The organism is Paracoccus binzhouensis (genome assembly GCF_016446475.1).
GTDB classification, from domain to species: domain Bacteria; phylum Pseudomonadota; class Alphaproteobacteria; order Rhodobacterales; family Rhodobacteraceae; genus Paracoccus; species Paracoccus binzhouensis.
Genome location: NZ_JAEHFP010000001.1, coordinates 1 through 24,864 on the forward strand (window position 1 = coordinate 1; position 24,864 = coordinate 24,864).

General features: G+C 69.9%; 23 protein-coding genes. 7 read left to right on the forward strand and 16 right to left on the reverse strand.

Annotated elements, in window-relative coordinates; translation table 11 throughout:
* Window positions 1-338 precede the first annotated feature (338 nt).
* Window positions 339-788: a VOC family protein gene (locus I9P22_RS00005; RefSeq protein WP_199257396.1), complete on the forward strand. Its 450-nt coding sequence runs from the start codon at window positions 339-341 to the stop codon at window positions 786-788.
* A gap of 23 nt (window positions 789-811) precedes the next feature.
* Here the strand turns inward: I9P22_RS00005 and I9P22_RS00010 are convergent, their stop codons facing one another.
* The 14 genes from I9P22_RS00010 to I9P22_RS00075 all read right to left on the reverse strand — a co-directional run bounded on the left by I9P22_RS00010 (window position 812) and on the right by I9P22_RS00075 (window position 14,983).
* Window positions 812-1,954, reverse strand: coding sequence for an alcohol dehydrogenase family protein (locus I9P22_RS00010; protein ID WP_332908980.1), 1,143 nt, complete (start codon window positions 1,952-1,954; stop codon window positions 812-814).
* Window positions 1,955-1,957: 3 nt separating this feature from the next.
* Complete coding sequence (locus I9P22_RS00015; RefSeq protein WP_199257397.1) at window positions 1,958-3,328, reverse strand: aspartate aminotransferase family protein; 1,371 nt, start codon at window positions 3,326-3,328, stop codon at window positions 1,958-1,960.
* Complete coding sequence (locus I9P22_RS00020) at window positions 3,328-4,779, reverse strand: NAD-dependent succinate-semialdehyde dehydrogenase (RefSeq protein WP_199257398.1); 1,452 nt, start codon at window positions 4,777-4,779, stop codon at window positions 3,328-3,330. Before I9P22_RS00020 ends, I9P22_RS00015 begins: the two co-directional genes overlap by 1 nt.
* Window positions 4,776-5,786 (reverse strand): N(2)-acetyl-L-2,4-diaminobutanoate deacetylase DoeB, encoded by a 1,011-nt coding sequence (doeB, locus tag I9P22_RS00025; protein WP_408635133.1) that lies wholly within the window; start codon window positions 5,784-5,786, stop codon window positions 4,776-4,778. Before doeB ends, I9P22_RS00020 begins: the two co-directional genes overlap by 4 nt.
* A 4-nt stretch (window positions 5,787-5,790) precedes the next feature.
* Window positions 5,791-6,972, reverse strand: coding sequence for an ectoine hydrolase DoeA (doeA, locus tag I9P22_RS00030; protein ID WP_199257399.1), 1,182 nt, complete (start codon window positions 6,970-6,972; stop codon window positions 5,791-5,793).
* A gap of 11 nt (window positions 6,973-6,983) precedes the next feature.
* Complete coding sequence (locus tag I9P22_RS00035) at window positions 6,984-7,961, reverse strand: cyclodeaminase (RefSeq protein ID WP_199257400.1); 978 nt, start codon at window positions 7,959-7,961, stop codon at window positions 6,984-6,986.
* The gene (gene eutB, locus I9P22_RS00040) at window positions 7,958-8,908 is read right to left on the reverse strand and encodes a hydroxyectoine utilization dehydratase EutB (RefSeq protein ID WP_199257401.1); all 951 of its coding nucleotides are present in this window, start codon (window positions 8,906-8,908) and stop codon (window positions 7,958-7,960) included. The genes I9P22_RS00035 and eutB overlap by 4 nt, the downstream gene beginning before the upstream one ends.
* Window positions 8,905-9,648: an aspartate racemase/maleate isomerase family protein gene (locus I9P22_RS00045; protein ID WP_199257402.1), complete on the reverse strand. Its 744-nt coding sequence runs from the start codon at window positions 9,646-9,648 to the stop codon at window positions 8,905-8,907. The genes eutB and I9P22_RS00045 overlap by 4 nt, the downstream gene beginning before the upstream one ends.
* Window positions 9,645-10,304 (reverse strand): ectoine/hydroxyectoine ABC transporter permease subunit EhuD, encoded by a 660-nt coding sequence (gene ehuD / locus I9P22_RS00050; RefSeq protein WP_199257403.1) that lies wholly within the window; start codon window positions 10,302-10,304, stop codon window positions 9,645-9,647. Before ehuD ends, I9P22_RS00045 begins: the two co-directional genes overlap by 4 nt.
* 1 nt (window position 10,305) lies before the next feature.
* Window positions 10,306-10,962, reverse strand: a complete 657-nt coding sequence (gene ehuC / locus I9P22_RS00055) for an ectoine/hydroxyectoine ABC transporter permease subunit EhuC (RefSeq protein ID WP_199257404.1) — start codon at window positions 10,960-10,962, stop codon at window positions 10,306-10,308.
* Between the two features lie 58 nt (window positions 10,963-11,020).
* Window positions 11,021-11,842: an ectoine/hydroxyectoine ABC transporter substrate-binding protein EhuB gene (ehuB, locus tag I9P22_RS00060; protein WP_233253097.1), complete on the reverse strand. Its 822-nt coding sequence runs from the start codon at window positions 11,840-11,842 to the stop codon at window positions 11,021-11,023.
* Window positions 11,843-11,865: 23 nt separating this feature from the next.
* Window positions 11,866-12,651, reverse strand: a complete 786-nt coding sequence (ehuA, locus tag I9P22_RS00065; protein WP_233253098.1) for an ectoine/hydroxyectoine ABC transporter ATP-binding protein EhuA — start codon at window positions 12,649-12,651, stop codon at window positions 11,866-11,868.
* Window positions 12,652-12,747: 96 nt separating this feature from the next.
* Window positions 12,748-14,133, reverse strand: a complete 1,386-nt coding sequence (ehuR, locus tag I9P22_RS00070) for a MocR-like ectoine utilization transcription factor EhuR (RefSeq protein ID WP_199257406.1) — start codon at window positions 14,131-14,133, stop codon at window positions 12,748-12,750.
* 73 nt (window positions 14,134-14,206) lie between these two features.
* The gene (locus I9P22_RS00075; RefSeq protein WP_199257407.1) at window positions 14,207-14,983 is read right to left on the reverse strand and encodes a FadR/GntR family transcriptional regulator; all 777 of its coding nucleotides are present in this window, start codon (window positions 14,981-14,983) and stop codon (window positions 14,207-14,209) included.
* Between the two features lie 147 nt (window positions 14,984-15,130).
* Between I9P22_RS00075 and I9P22_RS00080 the strand changes: the two genes are divergently transcribed.
* The 6 genes from I9P22_RS00080 (at window position 15,131) to I9P22_RS00105 (ending at window position 22,820) form a co-directional block, all read left to right on the forward strand.
* A complete protein-coding gene (locus tag I9P22_RS00080) occupies window positions 15,131-16,570 on the forward strand; it encodes an FAD-linked oxidase C-terminal domain-containing protein (RefSeq protein WP_233253115.1) in 1,440 nt (479 codons plus the stop codon).
* On the forward strand, window positions 16,567-17,700 hold the full coding sequence (locus tag I9P22_RS00085; protein ID WP_199257408.1) for an FAD-binding protein: 1,134 nt from the start codon (window positions 16,567-16,569) through the stop codon (window positions 17,698-17,700). The genes I9P22_RS00080 and I9P22_RS00085 overlap by 4 nt, the downstream gene beginning before the upstream one ends.
* Window position 17,701: 1 nt before the next feature.
* Window positions 17,702-18,997, forward strand: a complete 1,296-nt coding sequence (gene glcF, locus I9P22_RS00090) for a glycolate oxidase subunit GlcF (RefSeq protein WP_199257409.1) — start codon at window positions 17,702-17,704, stop codon at window positions 18,995-18,997.
* 78 nt (window positions 18,998-19,075) lie between these two features.
* Complete coding sequence (locus tag I9P22_RS00095) at window positions 19,076-19,552, forward strand: carboxymuconolactone decarboxylase family protein (RefSeq protein WP_233253099.1); 477 nt, start codon at window positions 19,076-19,078, stop codon at window positions 19,550-19,552.
* A complete protein-coding gene (locus I9P22_RS00100; protein ID WP_199257410.1) occupies window positions 19,542-20,435 on the forward strand; it encodes a sigma-70 family RNA polymerase sigma factor in 894 nt (297 codons plus the stop codon). Before I9P22_RS00095 ends, I9P22_RS00100 begins: the two co-directional genes overlap by 11 nt.
* A gap of 114 nt (window positions 20,436-20,549) precedes the next feature.
* Complete coding sequence (locus I9P22_RS00105; RefSeq protein WP_199257411.1) at window positions 20,550-22,820, forward strand: DNA/RNA non-specific endonuclease; 2,271 nt, start codon at window positions 20,550-20,552, stop codon at window positions 22,818-22,820.
* Between the two features lie 3 nt (window positions 22,821-22,823).
* Here I9P22_RS00105 and I9P22_RS00110 read toward each other — a convergent pair whose 3' ends face one another.
* A complete protein-coding gene (locus I9P22_RS00110; protein WP_199257412.1) occupies window positions 22,824-24,362 on the reverse strand; it encodes a CYTH and CHAD domain-containing protein in 1,539 nt (512 codons plus the stop codon).
* Window positions 24,363-24,575: 213 nt separating this feature from the next.
* On the reverse strand, window positions 24,576-24,824 hold the full coding sequence (locus I9P22_RS00115; protein ID WP_199257413.1) for a hypothetical protein: 249 nt from the start codon (window positions 24,822-24,824) through the stop codon (window positions 24,576-24,578).
* Window positions 24,825-24,864 lie beyond the last annotated feature (40 nt).

Below are 24,864 nucleotides of genomic sequence, written 5' to 3' on the forward strand. Positions count from 1 at the left end.
GGGAAGGATCGCTGATCGGGCATCCCGGCCGCATCTGCATTGGCCAATGTCGCGATGCTTCGCCGGAAAGGCCCGGCTGCAACTGTCCTGCGCCGCCCCCTCGTGGGCGGCGCCGGTCGTTCCGGAACCCTGGCGACCTGCCGCCAAGAGGGGGCGCAGCGCATCCTGTCTGCACCGGCAGGCTTGACAGGCGCGGGCCGGATACGGTGACATCGACGCCCATGACGATGAGTCGACCGGCGCCGGCATGATCGCCCGCAGCCTTCCTGCCGACCCGCGGCCATTCTCGGCCGGCCCGAGCCGGGCCCGGGCCGAAACTCGACGAAAGGGAGGGGATGATGAAGATCGTGACCAGCCTGAGCTTCCAGGGCCAGTGCCGCGAGGCGTTCGAATTCTACGCCGAGGTGCTGGGCGGCAAGATCACCGCCGCCATGCCCTATGGCGATGCGCCGCCCGGCATGCCGATTACCGACGATCGATACAAGACCTGGCTGATGCATTGCTGGCTCGAGGTCGGCGACCAGGCGCTGATGGGCGCCGACATGGACAAGGCCTGGGCGCCCAATATCGACAAGCCCAAGAACGGCTTCGACGTCACCCTGCATACCGAGGATCTCGAGCAAGGCCGGCGCTGGTTCGAGCGGCTGGCCGAAGGCGGCAAGCCGGTCATGCCCTTCGGCGAGACCTTCTGGTCGCCCGGCTTCGGCTCGCTGGTGGACAGATTCGGGGTGCCCTGGATGATCAACACCATCCCCGCCGCAGACTGGCAGCCCGCCGCGCAGGGCTAGGCGCCAATCGTCGGCCGCCCGTCTCAGGCCATCGCCCGCAGCGCCTGTTCCTCCATCACCCGGTCCGGCACGATGACCAGCTTGCCGAGGAAATCGCGGTCGCGCTCGACGAAAAGGTGCTCGGCCTCGCGCAGGCGGGACAACGGCATGATCCCGGCCAGCACCGGCCGCAGCCGGTCGTCGCGGATCCAGCCGACCAGCTGCCGGGCCTCGGCGCGGCTGCCATGCGAGATGCCGAAGATCTGCACCTGGTTCAGATAGACCAGCGTCCAGGGCAGCGCCGTCACGTTGCCGGCCCCGGCCCCGGCGATGGACAGCCGGGGCAGGGTGGTGCGGCTGCGCATGTCGCGGCACATGGCCCGGATCAGCGGCACGGTCATCTCGCCGCCGACCAGATCCATCACCGCGTCGATGCGGACCCCGCCGGTCGCGCGGTCGATGGCCTGCGGCCAGTCGGTGACGCCGCCGCGGTCGATCACCGTCTCGGCGCCGAGCGTGTGCAGGGCCTCGGCCTTGCCGGCGCTGGCGATGGCGTGGGGAACCGCGCCGATCACCCGGCAGAGCTGCAGCAGCGCGGTGCCGACCCCGCCCGAGGCGCCGGTGACCAGCACATGCTCGCCCGCCCCGACCCCCGCCGCGGTCAGCATCCGGTAACCCGTCTGCCAGGAACACATGCCCAGCGTCGCCAGCGCGGCATCGCTCAGCGCCGGGTTGGCGATGGCGTGGAACTGCTCCGAGGGGAAGCAGCCATATTCTGCGAAACCGCCATCGGCGCCATGGCCGAAATAGTCGGGCGCCAGGTTCAGGTCGTCGCGGGTGTCGGGATAGATGTTGAAATCCAAGAGCCCCCGTTCCCCGATGCGCTGCGGCGCGACGCCCTCGCCCACCGCGACGACATGGCCGACCACATCCGCGCCCTGGATGCGCGGAAAGGCCAGCGTGTTCCCGGCCATGGCGAAGGAAGTGACGGCGCCGTCATCGGCGGTGGAGTAAAGCCCCTCGCGCACCTTGCGGTCGGTGTTGTTCTTGGCGCAGGCGGTGATGCGCACCAGGACCTCGCCCGGACCGGGGCGGGGAACCGGCCAGTCCTCGTGCCATTCCAGCCACTCGGGCCCGCCATGGCCGGTCAGGACCATGGCGCACATCGTCTCGGGGATCGCCGCCACGGGTCAGCCCAGGATTTCGCGCAGCGCGTCGGCGGTGGCCTCGACGATCACATCCGCCTCGGCCTCGGTCAGGCAGAGCGGCGGGGCCAGGCCGATGATGTCGCCCTGCGGCATGGCCCGCGCGATCACGCCGCGCTTCAGCATCGCGGCGACGACCTTGCCGCCGATGCCCTCGGCCGCGTCGAAGAAGCCGCGGCTGTCGCGGTCGCGGACCAGCTCGACGGCGCAGAGCATCCCCTCGCCGCGGATCTCGCCCACGTTCGGATGATCGCCAACTGCCGCGCGCATCCGGTCGTTCAGGATGCGGCCGACCCGGCCGGCATTCTCGACCAGCCCCAGCCTGTCGATCAGTTCCAGGTTGGCGATGCCCGCCGCCGCGCCGATGGGATGGGCGGAATAGGTCCAGCCATGGCCCAGCACACCATATTCGTCGCTGCCCTGCATCAGCACCTCCCAGACCTTCTGCCCGACGATGCTGCCCGACAGCGGCGCATAGGCCGAGGTCAGGCCCTTGGCGATGGTGATGATGTCCGGGGTCATGCCGTAATGATCCGAGCCGAACATGCTGCCCAGCCGGCCGAAGCCCGTCACCACCTCGTCCGCGATCAGCAGGATGTCGTGGCGCGCCAGCACCTTCTGGATCGCATCCCAATAGCCCCTGGGCGGCGGCACGATGCCGCCCGTGCCCAGCACCGGCTCGCCGATGAAGGCGGCGATGGTGTCGGCGCCCTCGGCGGCGATCAGCCTTTCCAGCTCCTCGGCGCAATGGGCGCTGAACTGTTCCTCGGACAGTGCCGCGTCCTTGCGGCGATAGTAATAGGGCGCCTCGGTATGGATCACCTGCGCCAGCGGCAGGTCGAATTTCCTGTGGAACAACTCGAGCCCGGTCAGCGAGCCGGTCATCAGCCCCGAGCCGTGATAGCCCCGCCAGCGCGAGATGATCTTCTTCTTCTGCGGCAGCCCGCGGATGTTGTTATAATACCAGACCAGCTTGATGTTCGTCTCATTGGCATCCGAACCGCCGAGGCCGAAATAGACCCGCGCCATGTGCCCGGGCGCACGGTCCATGACCATTTTCGCCAGCGTGATCGAGGCTTCCGAGCCATGCCCTGCATAGGCGTGGTAATAGGCCAGCTCGCGCGCCTGCGCGGCGATGGCCTCGGCGATCTCGGGCCGGCCATAGCCCACGTTCACGCAATAGAGCCCGGCGAAGCCGTCCAGCAGCCGGTTGCCGTCCCGATCCGTGATATGGACGCCTTCCGCGCCCGAGACGATGCGCTGCGCGCCTTCGCCGCGTGCGAACTGGCCCAGATTGGTCGAGGGGTGGAACAGGCTCTCGCGGTCCCATTTGGACAGCTGGTCATTGGTCAGCATCATGCTCTCCTTGTCTCTGCCCAGTCGCGGCAGACGTATTTGATCTCGGTGAAGGCCTCGAGCCCGTGGCGGCTGCCCTCGCGGCCCAGGCCCGATTGCTTCATGCCGCCGAAGGGGATCGGCGCGCCGGTGACCTTGGTGCGGTTGACCGCGACCATGCCGAATTCCAGCGCGCGCGACAGGCGATAGATGCGGCGCGGGTCGCGGCTGTGGACATAGGCGACAAGGCCGTATTCGGTGGCATTGGCGATGCGCACCGCCTCGTCCTCGGTGTCGAAGGGGGCGATGGCGGCGACGGGGCCGAAGGTCTCCTCGTGGAGGATCCGCGCCTCGGCCGGCACGTCGGCCAGCACGGTCGGACGATAGAACAGCGGCCCCTGCGGATCGCGGCTGCCGCCGGTCAGAAGGCGCGCGCCCCGGGCCAGCGCATCGGCCACGTGCTCCTCCTGCTTCTGGACCGCGCCCTCGTTCATCAGGGGGCCAAGGTCGCGATCCTCGACCCCCGGCCCCAGGGTCAGCGCGGCGGCAGCGGCGGTGAAGCGGCGGCAGAACTCGTCATAGACCGGCCGCTCGATCAGGAAGCGGTTGGCGCCCAGGCAGTCCTGGCCCGAGGTGGCGAACTTGGCCTTGATCGCCTCATCCACCGCCAGGTCGAGGTCGCAATCGGCAAAGGCGATGAAGGGCGCGTGCCCGCCCAGTTCCAGCACCAGCCGCTTCACCGTCTCGGCGCTTTGGCGATAAAGCAGCTTGCCGATCTGCGTCGAGCCGGTGAAGCTGAGCGCCCGCACCCGCGGATCGGCGCACCATTCGCCGACGATCTCGGGCGCGTCGCCCGTCACCACGTTGAAGACGCCGGCCGGGAACCCCGCCCGATCCGCCAGTACCGCCAGCGCGGTCGCCGACAGCGGCGTCTCGGCCGAGGGATGCACGACCACGGTGCAGCCCGCCGCCAAGGCCGCCGCCGCCTTGCGGGTGATCATGGCGCAGGGAAAGTTCCAGGGCGTGACCAGCGCCGCGACGCCCAGCGGCTCGCGCCACAGCTCCATCTCGGCGGTCGAGAGATGCGAGGTCACGCTTTCGATGTTCGGGCGCTTGGCCTCCTCGGCATAGAACTCGACGAAGCTGGCGGCATAGTCGATCTCGCCGCGGGCTTCCGACAACGGCTTGCCCTGCTCGGCGGTCATGATCCGCGCCAGATCCTCGCGCGCATCGACAATCAGTCGGTGCCAGCGCATCAGCACCGCGGCGCGTTCCTGCGGCAACAGCGCCGCCCAGCCGGCAAAGGCCGCCTGCGCCGCATCGACCGCCGCGCGCGCCTGCGCGGCGTCCAGCCGCGCCACCTGCGCCACGGGCCTGCCCGTCGCGGGGTCGGTGACGGCAAAGCGCGGCCCGGCCACCCAGGCGCCGTTCACGAAGGCATCCTCGCGCAACAGGGTCTTGTCGGTGATCATGGCTGAACCTCCTCGCCGATGACGGCGACGCAATCGCCGGGTTTCACGATGCCGGGGAAATGCCGCGCCATCATCAGGCCTCCGCGGCGGGCATGGACCGCGACCGGGGCCACGCCGGTGCGCGTCACCGGGAAGATGCGGGCGACGGGCTGGCCCTGTTCGACGGCATCGCCCAGGTCGGCCAGGAACTCGATCAGCCCGCCATCCTCGGCAAAGGTGAAGCAATCCGCGTCGGGCATGTCGAGCCAGCGCGTCGGCTGCGCCACGACCTCGCCCCGCATCACGCCGGCTGCGACCAGCAGGTTGCGCAGGCCGCGCCTGGCGATGCCGGCGGTGCGGGCGCTGGCAGTGCCGCCGCCGCCCAGCTCGGTGGTGACGAAGACCTTGCCCATCTCCTCGGCCGCGGTGTCATACATGCCGACCGCGTCGATCTCGAGCATCCTGACCGACCAGGGCGCCCCGAAGGCGCACACAAGATCGAAGGCCGCCGCCTCCTGCCGCTTGTCGGGCAGGACATGGGCGGCGCAATAGGGCAGGAAATCCAGCGTCTTGCCGCCGGAATGGAAATCCAGCACCACATCCGCCATCGGCAGCAGCACGCGCTGGAAGTAATCCGCGATCTTCTGCGTGACCGTGCCGTCCGGCCGCCCCGGAAAGCTGCGGTTCAGGTTGCCCCGGTCGATGGGCGAGGTGCGGGTGCCTGCCGCGAAGGCCGGGTAGTTCATCGCCGGCACGATGATCAGGCGGCCGGTGACGTCCTCGGCCCGCACGGTCGCGGCCAGGTCGAACAGCGCGATCGGCCCCTCGTATTCGTCGCCATGGTTGGCGCCGGTCAGCAGCGCCGTCGGCCCTTCGCCGTTGTTGACCACGGTAATCGGCGTCATGACCGAGCCCCAGGCCGCGTCGTCGCGCGAATGCGGCAGGCGCAGGAAGCCGTGGTGAACCCCCGGCGCCGCGTAATCCACCGTCGCCGCGATGGGCGAGGGCGCAGGCTGCATCTGCAACATGGCGCTAGTCCTTCACGAACAGCTGGCGCGGGACATTGGCGAGGCATTCCACGCCGGTCTCGGTGATCAGGATCGACTCGGTGATCTCCAGCCCCATGTCCTCCAGCCACAGGCCGGTCATGAAATGGAAGGTCATGCCGGGCTGCAGCACCGTGCGGTCGCCGGGGCGCAGCGACATGGTGCGCTCGCCCCAGTCCGGCGGATAGCTGACGCCGATGCCGTAGCCGGTGCGGTTGTCCTTGACGATGCCGTATTTCGCCAGCACCTCGAAGAAGCCCTTGGCGATGTCCTCGCAGGTGTTGCCGGGCTTCGCGGCGGCCAACCCGGCCTCCATCCCCTCCAACGTGGCCTTTTCCGCATCGAGGAAAGCCTGCGTCGGCTGGCCCAGGAACACCGTGCGCGACAGCGGCACGTGATAGCGGTGATAGCAGCCGGCGATCTCGAAGAAGGTGCCTTCGCCCGACCTCATCGGCCTGTCGTCCCAGGTCAGATGCGGGGCCGAGGCATCGCGGCCCGAGGGCAGCAGCGGCACGATGGCCGGATAGTCGCCGCCGATCCCGTCCACGCCGCGGGTGCCGGCGTCATAGATCTCGGCCACCAGGTCGCATTTGCGCATCCCCACCTGCACCTTGTCGAGGATGCGGGCGTGCATCGCCTCGACGATGCGGGCGGCGTTGCGCATATAGGCGATCTCCTGCGGCGACTTCACCGCGCGCTGCCAGTTCACCAGCGCCGTGCAATCGGTGAAGCGCGCGTCCGGCAGGTTCCGCGTCAGGCTGGCGAAGGCGGCGGCGGTGAACCAGTAATTGTCCATCTCGACGCCGATGCGCCTCGCGCCCCAGCCGCGGTCGCGCAGGATACCTGACAGGTAATCCATCGGGTGCATCTCGGGGTTCTGCACGTAATGGTCGGGATAGCCGATGATGTTTTCCTGCTTCAGATAGGCGGTCAACTTTGCGCCGTTGGCGTCCTGGCCGCGGCCATACCAGACCGGCTCGCCCTCGGGCGGCACGACGACGCATTGATGGACGTAGAAGGACCAGCCGTCATAGCCGGTCAGCCAGTTCATGTTCGAGGGATCGGTGACGATCAGCAGATCGACGCCCGCCTTGTCCATCGCCCGGCGGGTCTTGGCGAGGCGGTCGGCATATTCCTCGCGGGTGAACTTCAATGCGACATCTGTCATGGCGGTTTCTCTTACAGGGTGAAGCTGCGGCCGGCCCCGGCCTTGCCCGCGCGGGCAAGCGCCAGGGTGGCGATGGCGGTGTCCTGGATGCCGGTGCCGGTCAGGTCGGCCAGGGTGATCTGCGCCGGGTCGGTCCGGCCGGCGGCCTGCCCGGCCAGGACCTGGCCCAGTTCGGGGAAGTCCCGCCCGGCCAGCGGCGCGTGATGCAGCTCCCCCAGCTCGCGGGTCTGCGACAGGCGGTCGGCGACGTAATGGGCGCGCGCGATCAGGTCCGGCGCGATCTCGTTCTTGTGCTGGGCGTCCGAGCCCATGGCGGTGACATGCGTGCCGGGGGCGATATCGGCGGCGGTCAGGATGGGCCTTTCGGAAGGCGTGGTGGTGACCACCAGATCGGCGGCCCGCGTGGCGCCGGCCACGGTGCCAGCGGCGATCACCGGGATGCGCAGGGCGGCGGTCATCTCGGTCGCGAAAGTCTGCGCCTTGACGGGATCGCGCGCCCAGACCCGCGCGCCGGTCAGCGGGCGGACCAGCGCCAGTGCCTGCAGCTGCATCCGCGCCTGCATCCCGGCCCCCAGGATCGCCGCCGTGACCGCATCCGGCCGGGCCAGCGCATCGGCGGCCACCGCCCCGGCGGCGGCGGTGCGGATATCGGTCAGGTAGCCGTTGTCCAGAAGCAGCGCCTCGACCAGCCCGGTGCGCGAGGACAGCACCACCATCATGCCGTTGGTCGAGGGCAGGCCAAGCGCCGGATTGCCGAAGAAACCGGGCGAGATCTTGATGGCGAAATGCGTGAGGCCGGGAACATAGGCGGTCTTCACATCGACCTCGCCCCGGTGTTCTGGAATGTCCAGGCGCAGGATCGGCGGCATGGCGACGGGCTTGGTCGCCAGCGCCACGAAGGCGTCGCGGATGCAGGCGACCGCCTCGCCGTCCAGCGGCACCAGGGCGCGCAGCTCGGTCTCGGTCAGGATGGTCACGGGCGGTCTCATGCGGCCTCCGCCATGATGCGGGCATGCAGCGCGGGGTCGATATTCGCGCCGGAAAGGATGCAGAGGGTCGGACCTTGCGGGACGAACCTGCCGGCCAGCAGCGCGGCGGTGCCGACGCTGGCCGCGCCCTCGACGACATGGCCGGCACGGCCGAGATGGCGGATGCCCTCGGCGATCTCGGCTTCGGTCAGCAGGATCACATCGTCCAGCAACGCGCGGCACAGCGGATAGGTCACGCGGTTGCGCAACCCGATGCCGCCGCCGAGGCTGTCGGCGAGGCTGGGGCTTTCGGCGACCTCGACCGGATGGCCGGCGGCCAGGCTCGCGGCCATGGCGGCCCCGTTTTCCATGGTCAGGCCGATGACATGCGTGGCGGGTGACAGCGCCTTCATCGCCACCGCGATTCCGGCCGCGAGGCCGCCGCCGGACAGCGGCACCAGCACCGCCTCGGGCGTGCCGATTTCCAGGCCGATGGTGCCCTGGCCCGCCACCACCGCTTCATGGTCGAAGGGCGGGATCTCGGTCATGCCCTCTTCCGCCACGGCGCGGGCGACTTCCTGCATCGCCTCGTCCTGGCTGGCGCCGGTGATGCGGACCTCGGCCCCCAACTCGCGGATCGCCTGCACCTTGTTCTCGGGCACCAGCCGCGACAGGCAGACGGTGACCGGCACGCCCAGTGCCCGGGCGGCATGGGCCAGGGCGCGGCCGTGATTGCCGGTCGAGGCGGTGACGACGCCGCGCGCCAGCGCCTCGGGCGGCAGCGACAGCATGGCATTGGTCGCACCGCGCAGCTTGAAGGCGCCGGTGGTCTGGCGGTATTCGCATTTCAGCCAGACCGGCTGGCCCAGCCGCGCCGACAGCAGCTCGTCGCGCAGCAGCGGGGTTTCCACCACATGGCCGCGGATGCGTTCGGCGGCGGTGCGGATGTCGTCCAGGGTCACGGTCATGGCTGCCTCATCAACTGGCCCGGAGCGATCGGCCCGGTCACGCCGCAGGCCCGCGCCGCGGCCCAGAGCGTCGCGGAATTGGCCGAGACCACCGGCACGCCGACCGCATCCTCGATCCGGTCGATGATCGCGCAGGCGCGGACGGCGGTGCAGGCAAGAAACAGCGCTTGGCTGCCCGGCGCCAGCGCGGCGCGTGCGGCCTCGATGATCGTTGCATGGGAAATCCGCGCCATCTCGCGGTCGTCGGTCAGGTTCAGGCAGGATACGCCCTGCAAGGCGAAGCCGCCCGCCTCGAAGCATTCCGCCATCGGTTGGGTCGTCCGCGGTGTGTAGGGGGTCAGCAGGGTGATCCGCTCCGCCCCCAGCGCCCGCAGCGCCGCGAAGCCGGCCGAGATCGGCGTGATCGGTTCCGCCGAAGGCTTGCCCAGCCGGATCGCGTCCCGCACCGCCCGGTCCCCGATCACCACCGAGGCCGAGGTGCAGCTATAGACCACCGCGTCCAGCTCCTCCTCCGGCAGGATCAGCGCCGCGGCCGCGGTCACGTCGCGGGCCATGGCGGCCAGGGTTTCCGGCGTCACCGGGTTGGCGAAGGGGATGCGGGTGGCATAGACGCCCACGCCATGCGCCGGCAGGGCGGCGAAATCGACCTCGGTCGTGTGGTCGGTGGCCAGCGTCACCAGACCGACCCGGCGCGGCAGCGGGCGGTCGTCCAGCACGAGGGGAACGGACAGGACAGTCACCGCGAAATCCTCCCGTAACGGCGTTCCAGCCAGCGCAGCACCACCACCGAGATCAGGCTGACAACCAGGAACATCACCCCGACCAGCGTCATCGGCTCGACATAGCGATACGAGCTGTTCGCGACCGACTTGGCCTGGTTCATCAGCTCCAGCACGGTGATCGCGGACAGCAGCGGCGTTTCCTTGAACATGGCCAGCAGGTAGTTCGCCATGGCCGGGATCATCGGTGGCACCGCCTGCGGCAGCACCACATGCAGCCAGGTCTGGCGCGTGGTCAGGTTGGTGGCCTTGGCCGCCTCCCATTGCCCGCGCGGCACCGCCTCGATGCCGCCGCGATAGACTTCGGCGGCATAGGTCGCGTAATGCAGCCCCATGCCGATCACCCCGGCGGCCAGAGCCGGCAGGCGCAGCCCGAGGTCGGGCAGCACGTAGAAGATGAAGTAAAGCTGCACCAGCAGCGGCGTGCCGCGGATGAACTCGACCAGGAAGCCGGTGGTGCGGGCGACGGCGCGGTTGGCCGAGCGGCGCAGGATAGCGAAGACCAGCCCCAGCACCGCCGCGACGATGGCGCCAAGGAAGGTGGCGACCAGGGTGATGCGAAACCCGGCCAGCAGGGTCGGCATGATCGACCAGGCGAAATCCCAATCCCATTCCATCTCAGCGCACTCCGTCCAGGCCGCGCGTCACCCGCCGTTCCAGCCGGCGCATGCCGAAGGAGATGGCCGAGGACATGGCGAAATACAGCAGCAGGATGGTGACGAAGGGCATCAGCGTGCTGCCGGTCTGCGAGCGCACCACCTGCGCCTGAAAGGTCATGTCCGACAACGAGATCAGCGACACGACCGAAGTGGCCTTCAGAAGCTCGATGGCGTTGTTGCCGAAGGTCGGCAGCATCAGCGGCAGCGCCTGCGGCATGATGACATGGCGCATGCGCTGGAAGCGGGTCAGGTTGACGGCGACGCAGGCTTCGTGCTGGTCGCGCGGCACCGCCAGGATGGCGCCGCGCACCACCTCGGCCCCATAGGCGCCGACATTCAGCCCCAGCGCCATGACCCCGGCCTGCATCGGCGTCAGCTCTGCCCCCGTCATCGGCAGCACGAAATAGATCCAGAACAGCTGCACGAAGATCGAGGTGCCGCGGAAGAACTCGATATAGCCGGTCGCCAGCCAGCGGATCCAGGCATGGCGCGAGATGCGGCCCAGCCCGGCGATGAAGGCCACCACCAGCGCCAGGGCCGAGCCCATCAGCGTCAGCTCGACCGTGACCCATGCCCCCTGAAGGATGAGTGTCAGATATCCTGCCCAGTCGCCCATGCGCCGAAGCCTGCCTCTTTCGCTGATGGAAGGGCGGGGCCGGGCCCCGCCAGAGCTGTCACTGCGCGGCGCAGAGCTTGTGGCGGGTGGTGGACATCGCGGCCTCGGCCGAGAAGCCGTAGGGCTCGACGATCTTGGCGAATTCGCCGGATTCCTTCAGCTTGGCCAGTTCCACGTCGAAGGCGTCGCGCAGCGCGGTGTCCTTCTTGTTGAAGGCGGCGCCGTCGCAATAGACCGGGGCGCCCTCGACTGGGGCGAAGACCTCCAGATTGGCGTCGCCGGACTTCGCCAGCAGGTCGTTCAGCGACAGGACCGGCAGCGAATAGGCGTCGATGCGGCCGTCCTGCACCATCTTCAGCCCCGATTGCGGGTCGGGCACCACCACCAGCCGGTCGCGCGGCACGCCGGCATCCAGCGCCAGCTTTTCCTCGGTGCCGCCGCCGGGCGCGCCCAGCCTGGCGGCCGGGTCATTGGCGATGTCGGCATAGGACTTGAAGCCCTTGGGATTGCCCTTGGGCACCAGGAGCGCCTCGGCATCGCAGAGGATCGGCTCGGAATAGGCGACGGCCTGGCAGCGTTCCGGCTTCATGAACAGGCCGGCGGTGATCGCATCGACGCGCCCCGCCTGCAGGCTGGGGATCATCGCGCCATATTCGGCGATCGAGGCCTCCAGGTCCTTGATCCCCAGCTTTTCGAAGACCGCGCGGGCCACGTCCGGCGCCGCGCCCGAGACCTTGCCGTCCGAGGCGACGGCGGTATAGGGCGGCTCGTTGCCGATGGCGATGCGGACATAGCCCTGTTCCCTGAGATCGTCGAGCTTGTCTGCCAGGGCGGGCAGCGGCGCGGCCAGCAGCGCCGCGGCAATCAGGCATTTCTTCATCATTCTCTCCTGTCGGGTTGGCATCACACGCGCTGTCCGGCGGCGATGATCTTGCGCAGGAAGGACTTCGTGCGGTCCTCTTGCGGCGCGGTGAATAGCTGGGCGGGCGGGCCCTGCTCGACGATGCGGCCCTTGTCGAAGAACAGCACGCGATCGGCGAAGTCACGGGCGAAGCCCATCTCATGCGTGACCAGCAGCATGGTCATGTCGGTTTCGGCGGCCAGGCGCTTCATCACCTCCAGCACCTCCTCGACCAGCTCGGGGTCGAGCGCGGATGTCACCTCGTCGAACAGCATGATCTGCGGCTGGAGCGCTAGGGCGCGGGCGATGGCGACGCGCTGCTTCTGGCCGCCGGACAGCTGGCTGGGCATGTAGTCGGCCTTGTCGGCCAGCCCCACCATGTCCAGCAACTCGCGCGCCCGCTTTTCGGCCACGGTCCGCGACTCGCCCTTGGTCAGCATCGGCGCCAGCGTGATGTTCTGCAAGACCGACTTGTGCGGGAACAGATTGAAATGCTGGAACACCATGCCGATATGGCGGCGCATCCTGTGCAGATGCGCCTCGTCCGCGGGCACCTCGGCGCCGTGCTTCTGCATGTGGTACAGCGGCTCGCCGCAGACCTCGATACGCCCGCCCGAGATGCCTTCCAGGGTCATCAGGATGCGCAGGATGGTGGTCTTGCCCGAGCCCGAGGGGCCGATCAGCGCCAGCTTCTCGCCCTTCATCACGTCGAAGTTCAGCCCGTCGATGACGGTCAGCGTCCCGAAGGATTTGCGCAGGTCCTGGATGCGGATGATCGGCTGGTCCAAAGGCGTCCCCCTTGCTGTCGGATGGACCTTTGCAGCCCGATCAAATCAGGTCAATATTAAAATAATATCATTACAATTTTTGCTTTGTCCTGCCTGTCAGATCAGCGGCAGCAGCGGCTCCGCCGTGCCGCCCAGGGTCTCGGCCACCAGGGTCAGGCCGCGGCGCAACTCCTCGGCGCTGGTCGAGCCGAGCGCGATTCGCACCGCGTCGCGCCGGCCGCGCTCGCTCAGCCGGAAGGCGCGGCCCGAGGCGACGGCCACGCCGCGCTGGCGGGCCTGGGCGACGAATTCCTCCTCGTCACGGCCGGGCGGCAGTTCCAGCCAGATATGCAGGCTTTGCGGATGGGCGCGGAAGGGCGTGCCGCCCAGCACCTCGCGGGCGATGCGGTGGCGGGCGGCCAGCGCCGCGCGCTGCCAGTCGATCAGCCGGTCGACGGTGCCGTCGCTGATCCAGTGGCTCAGCAGCTCGACCATGGCCGGGGTGGCCATCCAGTTCGTCACCAGATGCCGGTTGGCGGTGGCCGAGGCAAGCCGCGCCGGCGACAGCAGCCATGCGACCCGCAGGCCGGGCAGCGTGGTCTTGGTGAAGCCGTTGATGTGCAGCACCCGCTCGGGCGCCAACACGGCCATGGGCGGCGGGCGGTCCGGGACCATCGCGTTCAGCATGTCGTTCTCGACGATCAACAGGTCGTGGCGGCGGGCGATCTCGGCCAGTTCGGCCCGGCGCTGGGTGCTGGTCATGATCGCCATGGGGTTGATCGCCGCCGGCTGCATGTAAAGCGCGCGCAGGCTGCCCTTGCGGGCCAGGTGATCCAGCGCCTCGGGGATGATGCCGTCTTCGTCGACCGGCAGGCCCTCCAGGTGCAGGCCCAGGTATTTGCACAGCGGCATCAGCAGGTGATGGGTCAGCGCCGCCGCCGCCAGCGTGCCGCCGGCGGGCACCGCGCTCATCACCGCGGTGGTGATGGCGGATGTGGCGCCGTCGGTGATGGTGATGTTTTCGGGCGCGGCCTCGATGCCCTTGCGGCGCAGCCAGTCGGCCGCGACCTGCCGGTGCTGCGGCAGGACCGAGTTCGGCCGAAAGGACAGCGCGGCGGGGGCGGTCAGGTTCTCGGCCACCCAATGCAGCCCGTCACGGAAGGTCTCGACATGCATCCGCTCGGTGACGGGTTTCAGGATCGACAGGTCGACCATCTCGCCCGGCCGCTCGGCCAGATAGGGCGGCGTGTTCTCGGCCCCCGGCGGCAGCACGAAAGAGCCGCGGCCGATCTCTCCGACCACCAGGCCGCGGCGGATCAGCTCCTCATAGGCGCGCGAGACGGTCTGCACCGACAGGCCCAGATCGTCGGCCAGCCGGCGGTGCGGCGGCAGCCGGGTTCCGGCGGGCAGCTGGCCCTCGCGGATCGCGCGGGCATATTGCTCGGCAAGCGAGAGATAGGCCGGCCGATGCAGGGTGCCGGGATCGGGGGTCCAGATTGTCATGAAATGAAATTAGGACAATTGCGGCGGATGGCAAGAATGTTTTGGTTTGTGCTGCCTGGTCCAGCCGGTCCGGCTAGCGCCGGGCCGCCGCATGGCCACCGTTAAGGCGGCGCAGCGACAGGTCCAGCCGCGCCTCGGCTTCGCGGATCTCGCGGCTGGCCTGGCGCAGATAGCCGATATGCTCCTCCGCCGCCTGCCGCGCGGCTTCCGCGTCCCCGGCGAGAATGGCTTCGGCGATGGCGCGGTGCTGGCGGCGCAGCAGCTCGCGGATGGCCGGCACCGCGAACAGCCGGCTGCGGTTCTGCATCACGTCCGAACGCAGCACCCCGGCCAGCGCCTGCATGATCTGCAGCAGCGTCAGATTGTGGCTGGCCTCGTAGATCAGCAGATGCAGCTCGGCATCCGCCTCGGCTTCCTCGCTGGGATCGGCGCCGGCATGGGCGCGGTCCATGCGCTCCAGGCAGTCGCGGATGCGCGCCAACTCGATCTTGGTGGCGCGCTTGGCCGCCAGTGCCGCGGCGGCGCTTTCGACGATGCCGCGGAATTCCAGGTAGTCGTCGGCGGCCTCGGCATGGCGGGCCAGCATGGCCAGCAGCGGGTCGGTGATCGCCGCCTGGCCCAGAGCTGCCACCCGGTTGCCGCGCCCGCCGGCACCCGTCAGCAGCCCGCGTTCTTCCAGGATCTTCAGCCCGTCGCGCAGGGTCGAGCGCGAGACGTTCAGCCGCTCGGCCAGTTCGCGCTCGGGCAGAAGCCGCTCCTCGGGGCGCAGCGAGCCTTCCAGGATCAGCGCCTCGATATGCTGGGCCACCGCCTCGGCGGCGCGTTCGGATTTCACGGAAGCCTGGGTCATCGGCACTCATGCGGTTGTCGGACTAGCGGCATGTAAGCACAGGGCAAGGCTTCGGTCCAGAAAAATACCGATTGACTATCATGGTATGAAAATTATACCAAATGACAGTGTCGCCGACCGAGGGAGGAGAGCTTGTCCGGTATCGCCATGCCCCAGCCCGATGCGGGCATCTTGGCCCGCGCGCCGCAGATCGTCGCGGCCCTGCGCGCGGTGTTGCCCGAGGATGCCGTGATCTGGGACCCCGAGGAGACGCGCGCCTATGAATGCGACGCGCTGACCGCCTATCGCTGCCCGCCCTTGGCCGTGGTGCTGCCGCGCACGACCGAGGAAGTCGCGGCCGCCATGCGCATCTGCCACGAGCTGCGGGTGCCGGTGGTGCCGCGCGGCGCGGGAACCTCGCTGGCCGGGGGGGCGCTGCCCACGGCGGACAGCGTCATCATCGCCACCCTGCGCCTGCGTGAGGTGCTGGAGATCGACACCGCGAACCGCTTCATCCGCGTGCAGACCGGGGTAACCAACCTGTCGGTCAGCGCCGAGCTGGAGCCGCATGGCTTCTTCTATGCGCCCGACCCGTCCTCGCAGCTGGCCTGCACCATTGCGGGCAATATCGCGATGAATTCGGGCGGGGCGCATTGCCTGAAATACGGCGTGACCACCAACAACCTGATGGGCGCCACCGTGGTGCTGCCCACCGGCGAGGTGGTCGAGCTGGGCGGGCCGGAAATGGGACCGACGGGCCTGGACCTGATGGGGCTGCTTTGCGGCTCCGAAGGCCAGCTCGGCATCGTGACCGAGGCCACCCTGCGCATCCTGCCGCGGCCCGAGGGCGCGCGCCCGGTGCTGATCGGTTTCGACGGCGCCGAGGTGGCGGGGGAATGCGTGGCGCGCATCATCCGCTCGGGCGTGCTGCCGGTCGCCATCGAATACATGGACGATGTCTGCCTGCGCGCGGTCGAGGCCTTCGCCCATGCCGGCTATCCTGATTGCGCCGCGGTGCTGATCGTCGAGGTCGAGGGCTCGCCGGCCGAGATCGACCACCAGATCGCCCGCATCCGCGAGATCGCGGATGCCCTGAATCCGGTCGAGTTCCGCGAAAGTCGCAATGCCGACGAGGCCATGGCGATCTGGAAGGGCCGCAAATCGGCCTTCGGCGCCATGGGCCGGCTGGGCGACTATATCTGCCTCGATGGCACGGTGCCGGTCGGGCAGCTGCCCCATACGCTGAAGATGATCGGGGAACTCTCGCGCCAGCACGGGCTGGAGGTGGCGAATGTGTTTCACGCCGGCGACGGCAACATGCACCCGCTGATCCTGTTCAACGCCAACAAGCCCGGCGACCTGGAACGCGCCGAGGCCTTCGGCAGCGACATCCTGCGGCTTTGCGTGGATGTCGGCGGCTGCCTGACCGGCGAGCATGGCGTGGGCATCGAAAAGCGCGACCTGATGGGCAAGCAATATGACGGCCCCGACCTGGCGATCCAGATGGCGGTCAAGGATGTTTTCGACCCGCGCTGGCTGCTGAACCCGGCCAAGGTCTTTCCGCTGGACGCAAGCCAGCCCTGGCGCGAGGAGGCAACGGCCCGATGATCCCCGAGACTCCCAGCCGCGCGGGACTGACCCCCGCCAGCGAGGCCGAGCTTGGCGCCCTGATCGCCGAGCGTTTTGCCGCCCGCCAGCCGCTGCGCATCGCTGGCGGCGGCACGCGGGTCGAAACCGGGCATCTGCCGGGCGACACCCTCTCGACCGCCGCGATCTCGGGCGTCGTGACCTATGAGCCGGGCGAGATGACGCTGATCGCCCGCGCCGGCACGCCCTTGGACCAGATCGAGGCGATGCTGGCCACCGAGGGCCAGGCGCTGGCCTTCGAGCCCGCCGACATGCGCGGCGTTCTGGGCCGCAATGGCACGCCGACCATCGGCGGCGTGGTCGCGGCCAATGCCAGCGGCCCGCGCCGGCTGCTGGCCGGGGCCTGCCGCGACCATCTGCTGGGCCTGCGCTTCGTCGACGGGCAGGGCAGGGTGCTGAAGAACGGCGGAAGGGTGATGAAGAACGTCACCGGCCTCGACCTCGGCAAGCTGCTTTGCGGCGCGCATGGCACGCTGGGCGTCCTGACCGAAGTGGCGCTCAAGACCCTGCCGCATCTGCCCGACCGCTGCACGCTGGGCTTTCACGGCGTCACGGTCGAGGAGGCGGTGGCGATCTTCTCGGCCGCGCTGGCGACGCCTTTCGAGGTCTCGGGCGCGGCCTTCCGCGACGGCACCGCCTGGCTGCGGGTCGAGGGGCTGGGGCCGCAGATGGACTATCGGCGCGACCGGCTGCTGGGGCTGCTGGCACCGCGCGAGGCCGAGCTGCTGGATGCCGAGGCCACCCTGGCCCTGTGGCGCGAGCTGCGCGACCTGGCGCATTTCGCCGGCTCGGACGCGCCGCTCTGGCGGGTGCTGGTCAAGCCCAGCGACGCACCGGCCACGGCGCGGGCCTTGCAGGCGCTTGGCGGCGAGGCGTCGCTCGACTGGGGCGGCGGGCTGGTCTGGTATTGCGGGCCAGGCGGCGCGCAGGCGGTGCGGCAGGTGGCCGCCCATGCCACGCTGGTGCGGCGCGGCGGGCTTGCCGGCCCGGCCTTCCCGGCCGAGGCCCCGGCCGTCGCCCGGCTTTCGGCCGGGTTGCGCCAGAGGTTCGACCCCGCCGGCATCCTCAATCCCGGCCTGATGGATCAGTGACATGCAGACCAATTTCACCGCTGAACAACTGGCCGACCCCGGCACCGCCCGCGCCAACGAGATCCTGCGCAGCTGCGTGCATTGCGGCTTTTGCACCGCGACCTGCCCGACCTACAAGGTGCTGGGCGACGAGCTGGACAGCCCGCGCGGCCGCATCTACCTGATCAAGGACATGCTGGAAAACGGCAAGGTGCCCGACGCCAAGACCGTCGGCCATATCGATCGCTGCCTCAGCTGCCTCAGCTGCATGACCACCTGTCCTTCGGGCGTGCATTACATGCACCTGGTCGATCACGCCCGCGACTATATCGAAAAGACCTATCGCCGGCCCCTGGGCGAGCGGGCGCTGCGTTGGCTTCTGGCGAAGATCCTGCCCTATCCAGGGCGCTTCCGGCTGGCGCTCATGGGCGCGAAACTCGCGCGGCCGTTTCGCCGGCTGGTGCCGGATGCGCGGCTGCGGGCGATGCTGGACATGGCGCCCCGCGACATCCCGCCGCCCAGCCTGAACGACCGCCCGCAGGTCTTTGCCGCCGAGGGGTCGCGCCGCAAGCGGGTGGCGCTGCTGATCGGCTGCGCGCAAAGGGCGCTGAACACCGACATCAACGACGCGACCATCCGCCTGCTGCGCCGGCACGGCTGCGAGGTGGTGATCCCGCGGGGGCTGGGCTGCTGCGGCGCGCTGACCCATCACATGGGCAAGACCGGCGAAAGCCACGCCATGGCCGCCGCCAATATCCGCGCGCTGATGGCCGAGGTGGCGGGCGAGGGGCTGGACGCGGTGGTCATCAACACCTCGGGCTGCGGCACCACGGTCAAGGATTACGGGCATATGTTCGCGGATGATCCGCTGGCGGCCGATGCCGCGCGGGTCGCGGCCCTGGCCAAGGACATTACCGAGATCATGGCCGATCTGGGCCTGCGCGAGCCCGGCCATGCCGAGCCGCTGCGCGTCGGCTATCACGCCGCCTGCTCGTTGCAGCACGGCCAGCAGATCCGCGCGACGCCCAAGGAGCTTTTGGCCGCCGCCGGCTTCACCGTGCTGGAGCCGAAGGACGCGCATCTTTGCTGCGGCTCGGCCGGCACCTACAACCTGATGCAGCCAGCGATCTCGGCCGACCTCAGGCGCCGCAAGGTCGAGACGCTGGAGGCCCTGACCCCGCAGGTCATCAGCGCCGGCAATATCGGCTGCATGATGCAGATCGGCTCGGGCACCGGGGTGCCGGTGGTCCATACCGCCGAACTGCTGGACTGGGCGACCGGCGGGCCGAAGCCGGCGGCCCTGGTCCGCGGCGTCTGAAGCCTTCGCCGAAAAAAAAAATCGCGGCGCCTGTCACAAACCGGCGCCCCGGCTCGTCATGGTTCTGTAGGAAGCATGATGGAGAAACCGACCATGACCCCACGTCTCGACTATTTCAAGGCCGCCCCCGAGGCGATGAAGGCGATGCTGGCGCTGGAGATGGCGTCCCGGCAGCTCTCGATCCCGCTGGCGCTGCGCGAACTGGTGAAGATGCGCGTGTCGCAGATCAACGGCTGCGCTTTCTGCCTCGACATGCACGCGCCCGAGGCGCGGGCGGCCGGGATTTCGCAGCAGAAGCTGGACGTGCTGGCGGCCTGGCGGGAAAGTCCGGCCTTCGACGCGCGCGAACGCGCGGCGCTGGCCTGGGCCGAGGCGCTGACCCGACTGGAGGCCAGCGGCGCGCCGCAGGGCGATTACGACGCCCTTGCCGCGCAGTTCAGCGCGGTGGAATGTGTCGAGCTGACGCTGGTCGTCAACACCATCAATGCCTGGAACCGCTTCGCGGTCGGTTTCCGGGCGCTGCATCCCGAACGGACCGAGGGCGATGGCCGCTGATCGCCACAGCGAGATCTTCGAAAACGAGCGCCGCCGGCTGGCGGGGCTCGCCTATCGCATGACGGGCTCGGTCGCCGATACCGAGGATATCCTGCAAGAGGCCTGGCTGCGCTTTGCCCGCCAGGATCTGGCGGCGATCGCGCAGCCGCCGCGCTGGCTGGGCGCCGCCGTCACCCGGCTCTGCCTCGACCAGCTGAAATCGGCGCGGAAGCGGCGCGAGACCTATGTCGGTGCCTGGCTGCCCGAGCCGCTGGTCCAGGACGACGACCCCGGCGCCGAGCGGCAATGGATGGTGACCGAGGATGTGGGCATCGCCCTGGTCCTGACACTGGAGGCGCTGTCGCCCGAGATGCGCGCGGCCTTCATCCTGCGCGATGCCTTCGACTATGCTTTCGAGGAGATCGCGGCGGTGGTCGGCCGCAGCCCGGCCGCCTGCCGCCAGCTGGTCTCGCGCGCGCGGCGGCGGCTGGCCGGGGCCGAGATGCCGAGGCCGGTGGCGCAGGAGGAGGCGCTGCCCATCGTCACCGCCTTCTGGCAGGCCAGCCGGCAGGGCGACATGGAGGGCTTGCTGCGGCTTTTCGCCGAGGAGATCGAGGTGCATAGCGACGGCGGCGGCAAGGTGCCCTCGGCGATCAACGTGCTGCGCGGGCGGCGGCGGGCGGCCGGGTTCTTCGCCGGGCTGGCGCGCAAATGGCCCTATCCGCAAGCGCCCGCACCGCGGTTCTGCCGGATCAACGGCTCGCCCGGCTTCGTCTCGGTCGAACTGGGCGGGGTGGTCCAGACCACGGCGCTGGCGATCAGGGACGGCCGCATCGCCGCCATCTGGATCGTCCGCAATCCCGACAAGCTGCGCCATCTCGAACCGGGCCTGCGGACCGGGTAAGCCCCGCCGAGCCCGCCCTGCGGCGCGATTTTTTCCCGTTTCGTCCAACGGTCACGGAAATATCGCGGCTTTCATGCTACCTTTTCGCAAATGCCGTCAGCGGAAGGGAGTGCCATGGTCGATCTGCGCGTCCAGGCCGAGGTCGAGAATGTCGTGCGCGAGCGGCTGCGGCGGGCCCGGCCGGAAATCGAGGCCTCGCTGGCCCATATCGCCCAGGGCAATCCGCTGGCGGCCGAAACCACGATCCCGCGCCGGCTGGAGCGGTTGCAGGCCAAGACCGGCGGCAGCCGGGCCGAGGCGGCGCTGCTGTCGGCCGCCATCGACATGGCCGGCGCCGGCCTCGCCACCACCCGCAGCAAGCAGCCGGGGCCCGAGGCGATCCGGGGCACCACGCTGGATTTCGTGGGCGTGGCCTTCCTGGAACGCGGCCGGCGCGCCGCCGACGCGGTGGGCCGGGTCGCCCATCTGAACGGCGGGCCGCAGGGCACCGGGTTTCTGGTGGCGCCGAACCTGTTCCTGACCAACCACCATGTCATCGAGACACCCGCGGCCGCCGCCCGCCTGCAGGTGCAGTTCGACTATGAACACGACCGGTTGGGGCGGGTGCGGGCGGTCTCGGGCTTCCTGTTCGACCCGGAGCGGTGCTTCGTCACCGACGGGATCGAGGGGCTGGACTATACGCTGATCGGCGTCGGCCCGCGCCGCGAGGGCAGCCGGGCGCTGGCGGAATTCGGCTTCATCCCGCTGTCGGAGGCCACCGACAAGCACATGCTGGGCGAGATCGCCAACCTGATCCAGCATCCCGACGGCCGCTTCAAGGAACTGGTGCTGCGCGAGAACCATTTGGTCGCCCGCGACGAGACCCGGCAGGTGCTGCATTACGTCGCCGATACCGAGCAGGGCTCATCGGGCGCGCCGGTGTTCAACAACGAATGGGAGCCGATCGCCCTGCATCACTGGGGCGGCCCCTGGCGCGAGGTGATGGACAGCGCCGGCCGGCCCCTGGCGCGCGAGATCAACGAGGGCATCCGCATCAGCGCCATCGTCCGGGATCTGCGCGCCCGGGCAGAGGCGGCAGCGGTCGATGCGGCGGCGATCCGGGAGGCGCTGGCCGCCTGGGATGCCGCCGGTCGCAGCCCCGGGCCCATGTCGCCGGCGGGGCCGCCCGTGGCCGACGCGCCCGTGCCCCCTGCGCCGGTGTCGAGGCATGGCGACGGCTCGGTGACCTGGACCTTGCCCATCGAGATCACCCTGCGCGCGCCCTGGCTGGCCGGTGCTGCCGCGCCCGTGCCGCCGCCCGGCGGCGCCGAGGCGGGCACCTGGCGCAGCGAGGATTTCGCCGACCGCGGCGGCTATGAGCCGGGCTTCATTCCCGGCCATATCGTGCCGCTGCCCGGCACCGATGCGCTGCCCTGGCGGCTGGCCCGAAACCAGCTGGCGGCCGCGGGCGACGATCCGCACGAGCTGCGCTATCACCATTTCTCGATCCTGATGAATGCCGACCGCCGGCTGGCCTGCTGCACCGCCGTCAATATCGACGGCGCCCGGATCCGGGCGGTCAATCGCGACGACAAGACCGTCATCGCCGACCCGACGCTGGCCCAGCTGGGCATCGAATCGGCCGAGGCCAGCGACGATTTCCGCCCCGACCGCCGCATCCTGCCCGAGGAGCAGATGAACCGGCCCTTCTATGCGGACCAGGTGGTGCCGGGCTTCCCGGACCCCAGCTCGGCCGGGCGCATCGCCCGGATGTTCCAGAAGGGCCATATCATCCTGCGCGGCGATCCGGCCTGGGGCAGCGAGGCCGAGGCCCGCGCCGCCGAGCGCGACACCTTCTTCTATACCAATGCCGCGCCGCAGGTCGGTTTCTTCAACCAAGGGAGCGCGCTCGACCGGCCAGGCGCCAAGGGCAAGCTGCGCTGGCGCGCGGTCGAGACCTATGTGCTGCGCAATGCCGTGACCATGCGGCAAAGGATCAGCGTCTTCGCCGGCCCGATCTTCGACGATGCGGCCGACCCGGTCTATCGCTTCGGCGCCCGGGTGCCGATGCGGTTCTGGAAGATCGCGGTCTGGAACGACGGGACCGCGCTGCGCGCCATCGCGCTGATCGCCGACCAGCGCCCGGTGCTGGAGGTCATGCCCGAGGCGATCGGCGCCGAGGCCTTCCAGGACGAGGAGGAACTGGCCCGGGTCTCGGAATTCCTGTCCACGGTGCGCGAGGTCGAGGCGCTGACGCATCTGGAGTTTCCTGCGGCGCTGCGCGACGGCGATGTGCGGGCGGGCGCGGCCGATCCGGTCCCGGCCCTGACGCTGCAGCCGGCGGCGCTGGCCGGCGGCGTCCCGCCGCCGCGGCGCAAGGGCCGCAAGGCCAGCAAGCGGTCCTGAAGCCTAGCGCCAGAACCGCTTGGCATCGGCGAAGGCGTCATGCGCCTCGGCCGCGGCCTCGATCAGCACCCGCTTGTCGGCATGGCCGGCCAGCACGGCCGTGGCCGGATCGTCCTGCAGGCCAAGCCGGGTGATCAGCGCGGGCGCGGTCGCCAGGTCGTTCAGCGCCCCCATCCGGTCCTGCAGCGCTTCGAGCGCGTCCAGAAACCGCGCCGCCCGGCGCCTGCGGCGCTTCTCGGGGAACAGCGGCGCGAAGAACTCGGCGGCATAGCGCAGCTTCTTGGCGTCCTTGCGCACCTCGTGCCGGGCCGGGTCCGGCAGTTCGGCCAGGTCGGCGCCGCCCTTCCTGACCTTGCGGCGCAGCCGGTCCAAGGCGGCGGCGGCGAATTCCCGCGCCGCCATGTCGCGGCTTTCGGCCGCCGCGGGCAGGGCCAGCCAGGGACCGATGGCCAGGTATTCCGCCAGGTCGATCATCAGCAGCCGGGCGCGGCGCGAGGCCAGCGCCGCCTGGGCCCGCCCATAGGCCGCCTCGCGCGCCGGCTCGATCCTGGCCAGCAAGGCGACGGCTTCATCGCGCGCCCGCAGCACGTCCAGGTCGCGCGCCTCGCCCAGCGTGGCGGCCAGCCAGCGGCATTCCTCGGCCAGCCGGCCGGCGGTCTCGTCCCGCAGCATCGGCCGGAAGATCGACAGCGCCGAGCGCAGGCGGCGCAGCGCCACGCGGGCCTGATGCACCGCCTCGGGGTTGGCGCGGTCGATCAGCGGCTCGTTCAGCCGGAACTGGAGCAGGCAGGCGGCGGCGATCCGGCGGAAGCTGTCGCCGGCGGTCATGTCCCGGGTCAGGGCGACCGGGGCGGCCTTGTGCATGCGCCGCAAGGGCCCACGCAGCAGGAAGCCGCGCCCGGCCTCGTCCAGCAGGCCGAGGCGCAGCGGCGCGATGGCGTCCAGGCGCCGCGCCAGCGAGAACAGCGTCGCCGGTGGGCCGTCGAGCAGCTCCAGCCCCAGGCTGCACAGGGCCGCGCGGCGACCATCGGCCGTCACATCGCCCTGGTCCAGCACCAGCCGGATGGTCGCGCCCTCCCAGGCCAGGGTCCAGAGCCGGCGCTGCGTGGCAAGCGCAAAGATCGGCCCCAGGTCCTGCGCGCGGATGCCGAGCAGCGCCGGGACCGGCATGGAATCGTCCAGAACCGGCCGGTCGCCCGCGACCTCGCGGCGCCACTCCGGCAGCGCGAACAGTCCCGGCGGCGCGCCGGGCGCCTGAAGGATCTGCTGCCGGTCGCCCCCCTGTTCGCGGATGCGCAGGGTGAAGCCGGCCGCGGCCAGGTCGCCGCCGGAGCTGTCGAAATAGGTGGTGCGCCGCGCGATCGGCTGCGGCACGCCCGGCAGCAGCTCGGACCCGGCCAGGACCGCCGCCGCATCGGGGCCGAGGTCCAGCTGCAGCGCCTCGGTGGTGATCGGGCATCCGGGCGCGCAAGGGTCGCCGGCCCGGGGCAGGCCCGGAATCGCTGCCTTGCCGTCCCGGTCTTCTTCGGTCCTGTCGGTCATGGTCGGTCGCTTCATCCTGTCCCGATGCCTATGCGGGGAGTTGATGAAGATAATATGTCAGCCGCTTGACGGGCTGCAGAAAATCCGCGCGGGAAGCGGGAGCGGGCGACGGAAGCCTCGGGGCCGGGCGGGGCCGCCTGGTCCCCGCCGGCGCGGAACGGGCTTGCGGGCAGGCGCCGGGACGGTCCCCGGACCTGCCGCGCAGGGTGCGGTTCATTGCGCCGGGCTTGCGCCGGCATCGGGCGCGGGATCCGGGGCGGGCGCGGTTCCGGTTTCGGGTGCCGGGGCGGGCACCTCGTCGGCCGGGCCGGGGATTTCGCCCGGGATCTCGGGATTGCTGGTTTCGTCGGCGAACCACCACAGGAAGCCCAGGATGGCGATCAGCACGGCGGCGGCGATGCCGATGATCGGCACCAGGTGGCGGCGCCTCTGCCTGGCGATATTGGTGCGGGGTGCGGACATGGGAATCTCCTTTTCCGTCTGGCGGCCCTCGCCCGGGGTC

What these genes read in the sequence shown, in the direction of transcription:
- I9P22_RS00005 (WP_199257396.1), top strand. Translation starts at nt 339, where the DNA reads ATGAAGATCGTGACCAGCCTGAGCTTCCAGGGCCAGTGCCGCGAGGCG.
- I9P22_RS00015 (WP_199257397.1), bottom strand. Translation starts at nt 3,328, where the DNA reads ATGCTGACCAATGACCAGCTGTCCAAATGGGACCGCGAGAGCCTGTTC.
- I9P22_RS00020 (WP_199257398.1), bottom strand. Translation starts at nt 4,779, where the DNA reads ATGATCACCGACAAGACCCTGTTGCGCGAGGATGCCTTCGTGAACGGC.
- doeB (WP_408635133.1), bottom strand. Translation starts at nt 5,786, where the DNA reads ATGTTGCAGATGCAGCCTGCGCCCTCGCCCATCGCGGCGACGGTGGAT.
- doeA (WP_199257399.1), bottom strand. Translation starts at nt 6,972, where the DNA reads ATGACAGATGTCGCATTGAAGTTCACCCGCGAGGAATATGCCGACCGC.
- I9P22_RS00035 (WP_199257400.1), bottom strand. Translation starts at nt 7,961, where the DNA reads ATGAGACCGCCCGTGACCATCCTGACCGAGACCGAGCTGCGCGCCCTG.
- eutB (WP_199257401.1), bottom strand. Translation starts at nt 8,908, where the DNA reads ATGACCGTGACCCTGGACGACATCCGCACCGCCGCCGAACGCATCCGC.
- ehuD (WP_199257403.1), bottom strand. Translation starts at nt 10,304, where the DNA reads ATGGAATGGGATTGGGATTTCGCCTGGTCGATCATGCCGACCCTGCTG.
- ehuC (WP_199257404.1), bottom strand. Translation starts at nt 10,962, where the DNA reads ATGGGCGACTGGGCAGGATATCTGACACTCATCCTTCAGGGGGCATGG.
- ehuB (WP_233253097.1), bottom strand. Translation starts at nt 11,842, where the DNA reads ATGAAGAAATGCCTGATTGCCGCGGCGCTGCTGGCCGCGCCGCTGCCC.
- ehuR (WP_199257406.1), bottom strand. Translation starts at nt 14,133, where the DNA reads ATGACAATCTGGACCCCCGATCCCGGCACCCTGCATCGGCCGGCCTAT.
- I9P22_RS00075 (WP_199257407.1), bottom strand. Translation starts at nt 14,983, where the DNA reads ATGACCCAGGCTTCCGTGAAATCCGAACGCGCCGCCGAGGCGGTGGCC.
- I9P22_RS00080 (WP_233253115.1), top strand. Translation starts at nt 15,131, where the DNA reads ATGCCCCAGCCCGATGCGGGCATCTTGGCCCGCGCGCCGCAGATCGTC.
- I9P22_RS00085 (WP_199257408.1), top strand. Translation starts at nt 16,567, where the DNA reads ATGATCCCCGAGACTCCCAGCCGCGCGGGACTGACCCCCGCCAGCGAG.
- glcF (WP_199257409.1), top strand. Translation starts at nt 17,702, where the DNA reads ATGCAGACCAATTTCACCGCTGAACAACTGGCCGACCCCGGCACCGCC.
- I9P22_RS00095 (WP_233253099.1), top strand. Translation starts at nt 19,076, where the DNA reads ATGGAGAAACCGACCATGACCCCACGTCTCGACTATTTCAAGGCCGCC.
- I9P22_RS00100 (WP_199257410.1), top strand. Translation starts at nt 19,542, where the DNA reads ATGGCCGCTGATCGCCACAGCGAGATCTTCGAAAACGAGCGCCGCCGG.
- I9P22_RS00105 (WP_199257411.1), top strand. Translation starts at nt 20,550, where the DNA reads ATGGTCGATCTGCGCGTCCAGGCCGAGGTCGAGAATGTCGTGCGCGAG.
- I9P22_RS00110 (WP_199257412.1), bottom strand. Translation starts at nt 24,362, where the DNA reads ATGACCGACAGGACCGAAGAAGACCGGGACGGCAAGGCAGCGATTCCG.
- I9P22_RS00115 (WP_199257413.1), bottom strand. Translation starts at nt 24,824, where the DNA reads ATGTCCGCACCCCGCACCAATATCGCCAGGCAGAGGCGCCGCCACCTG.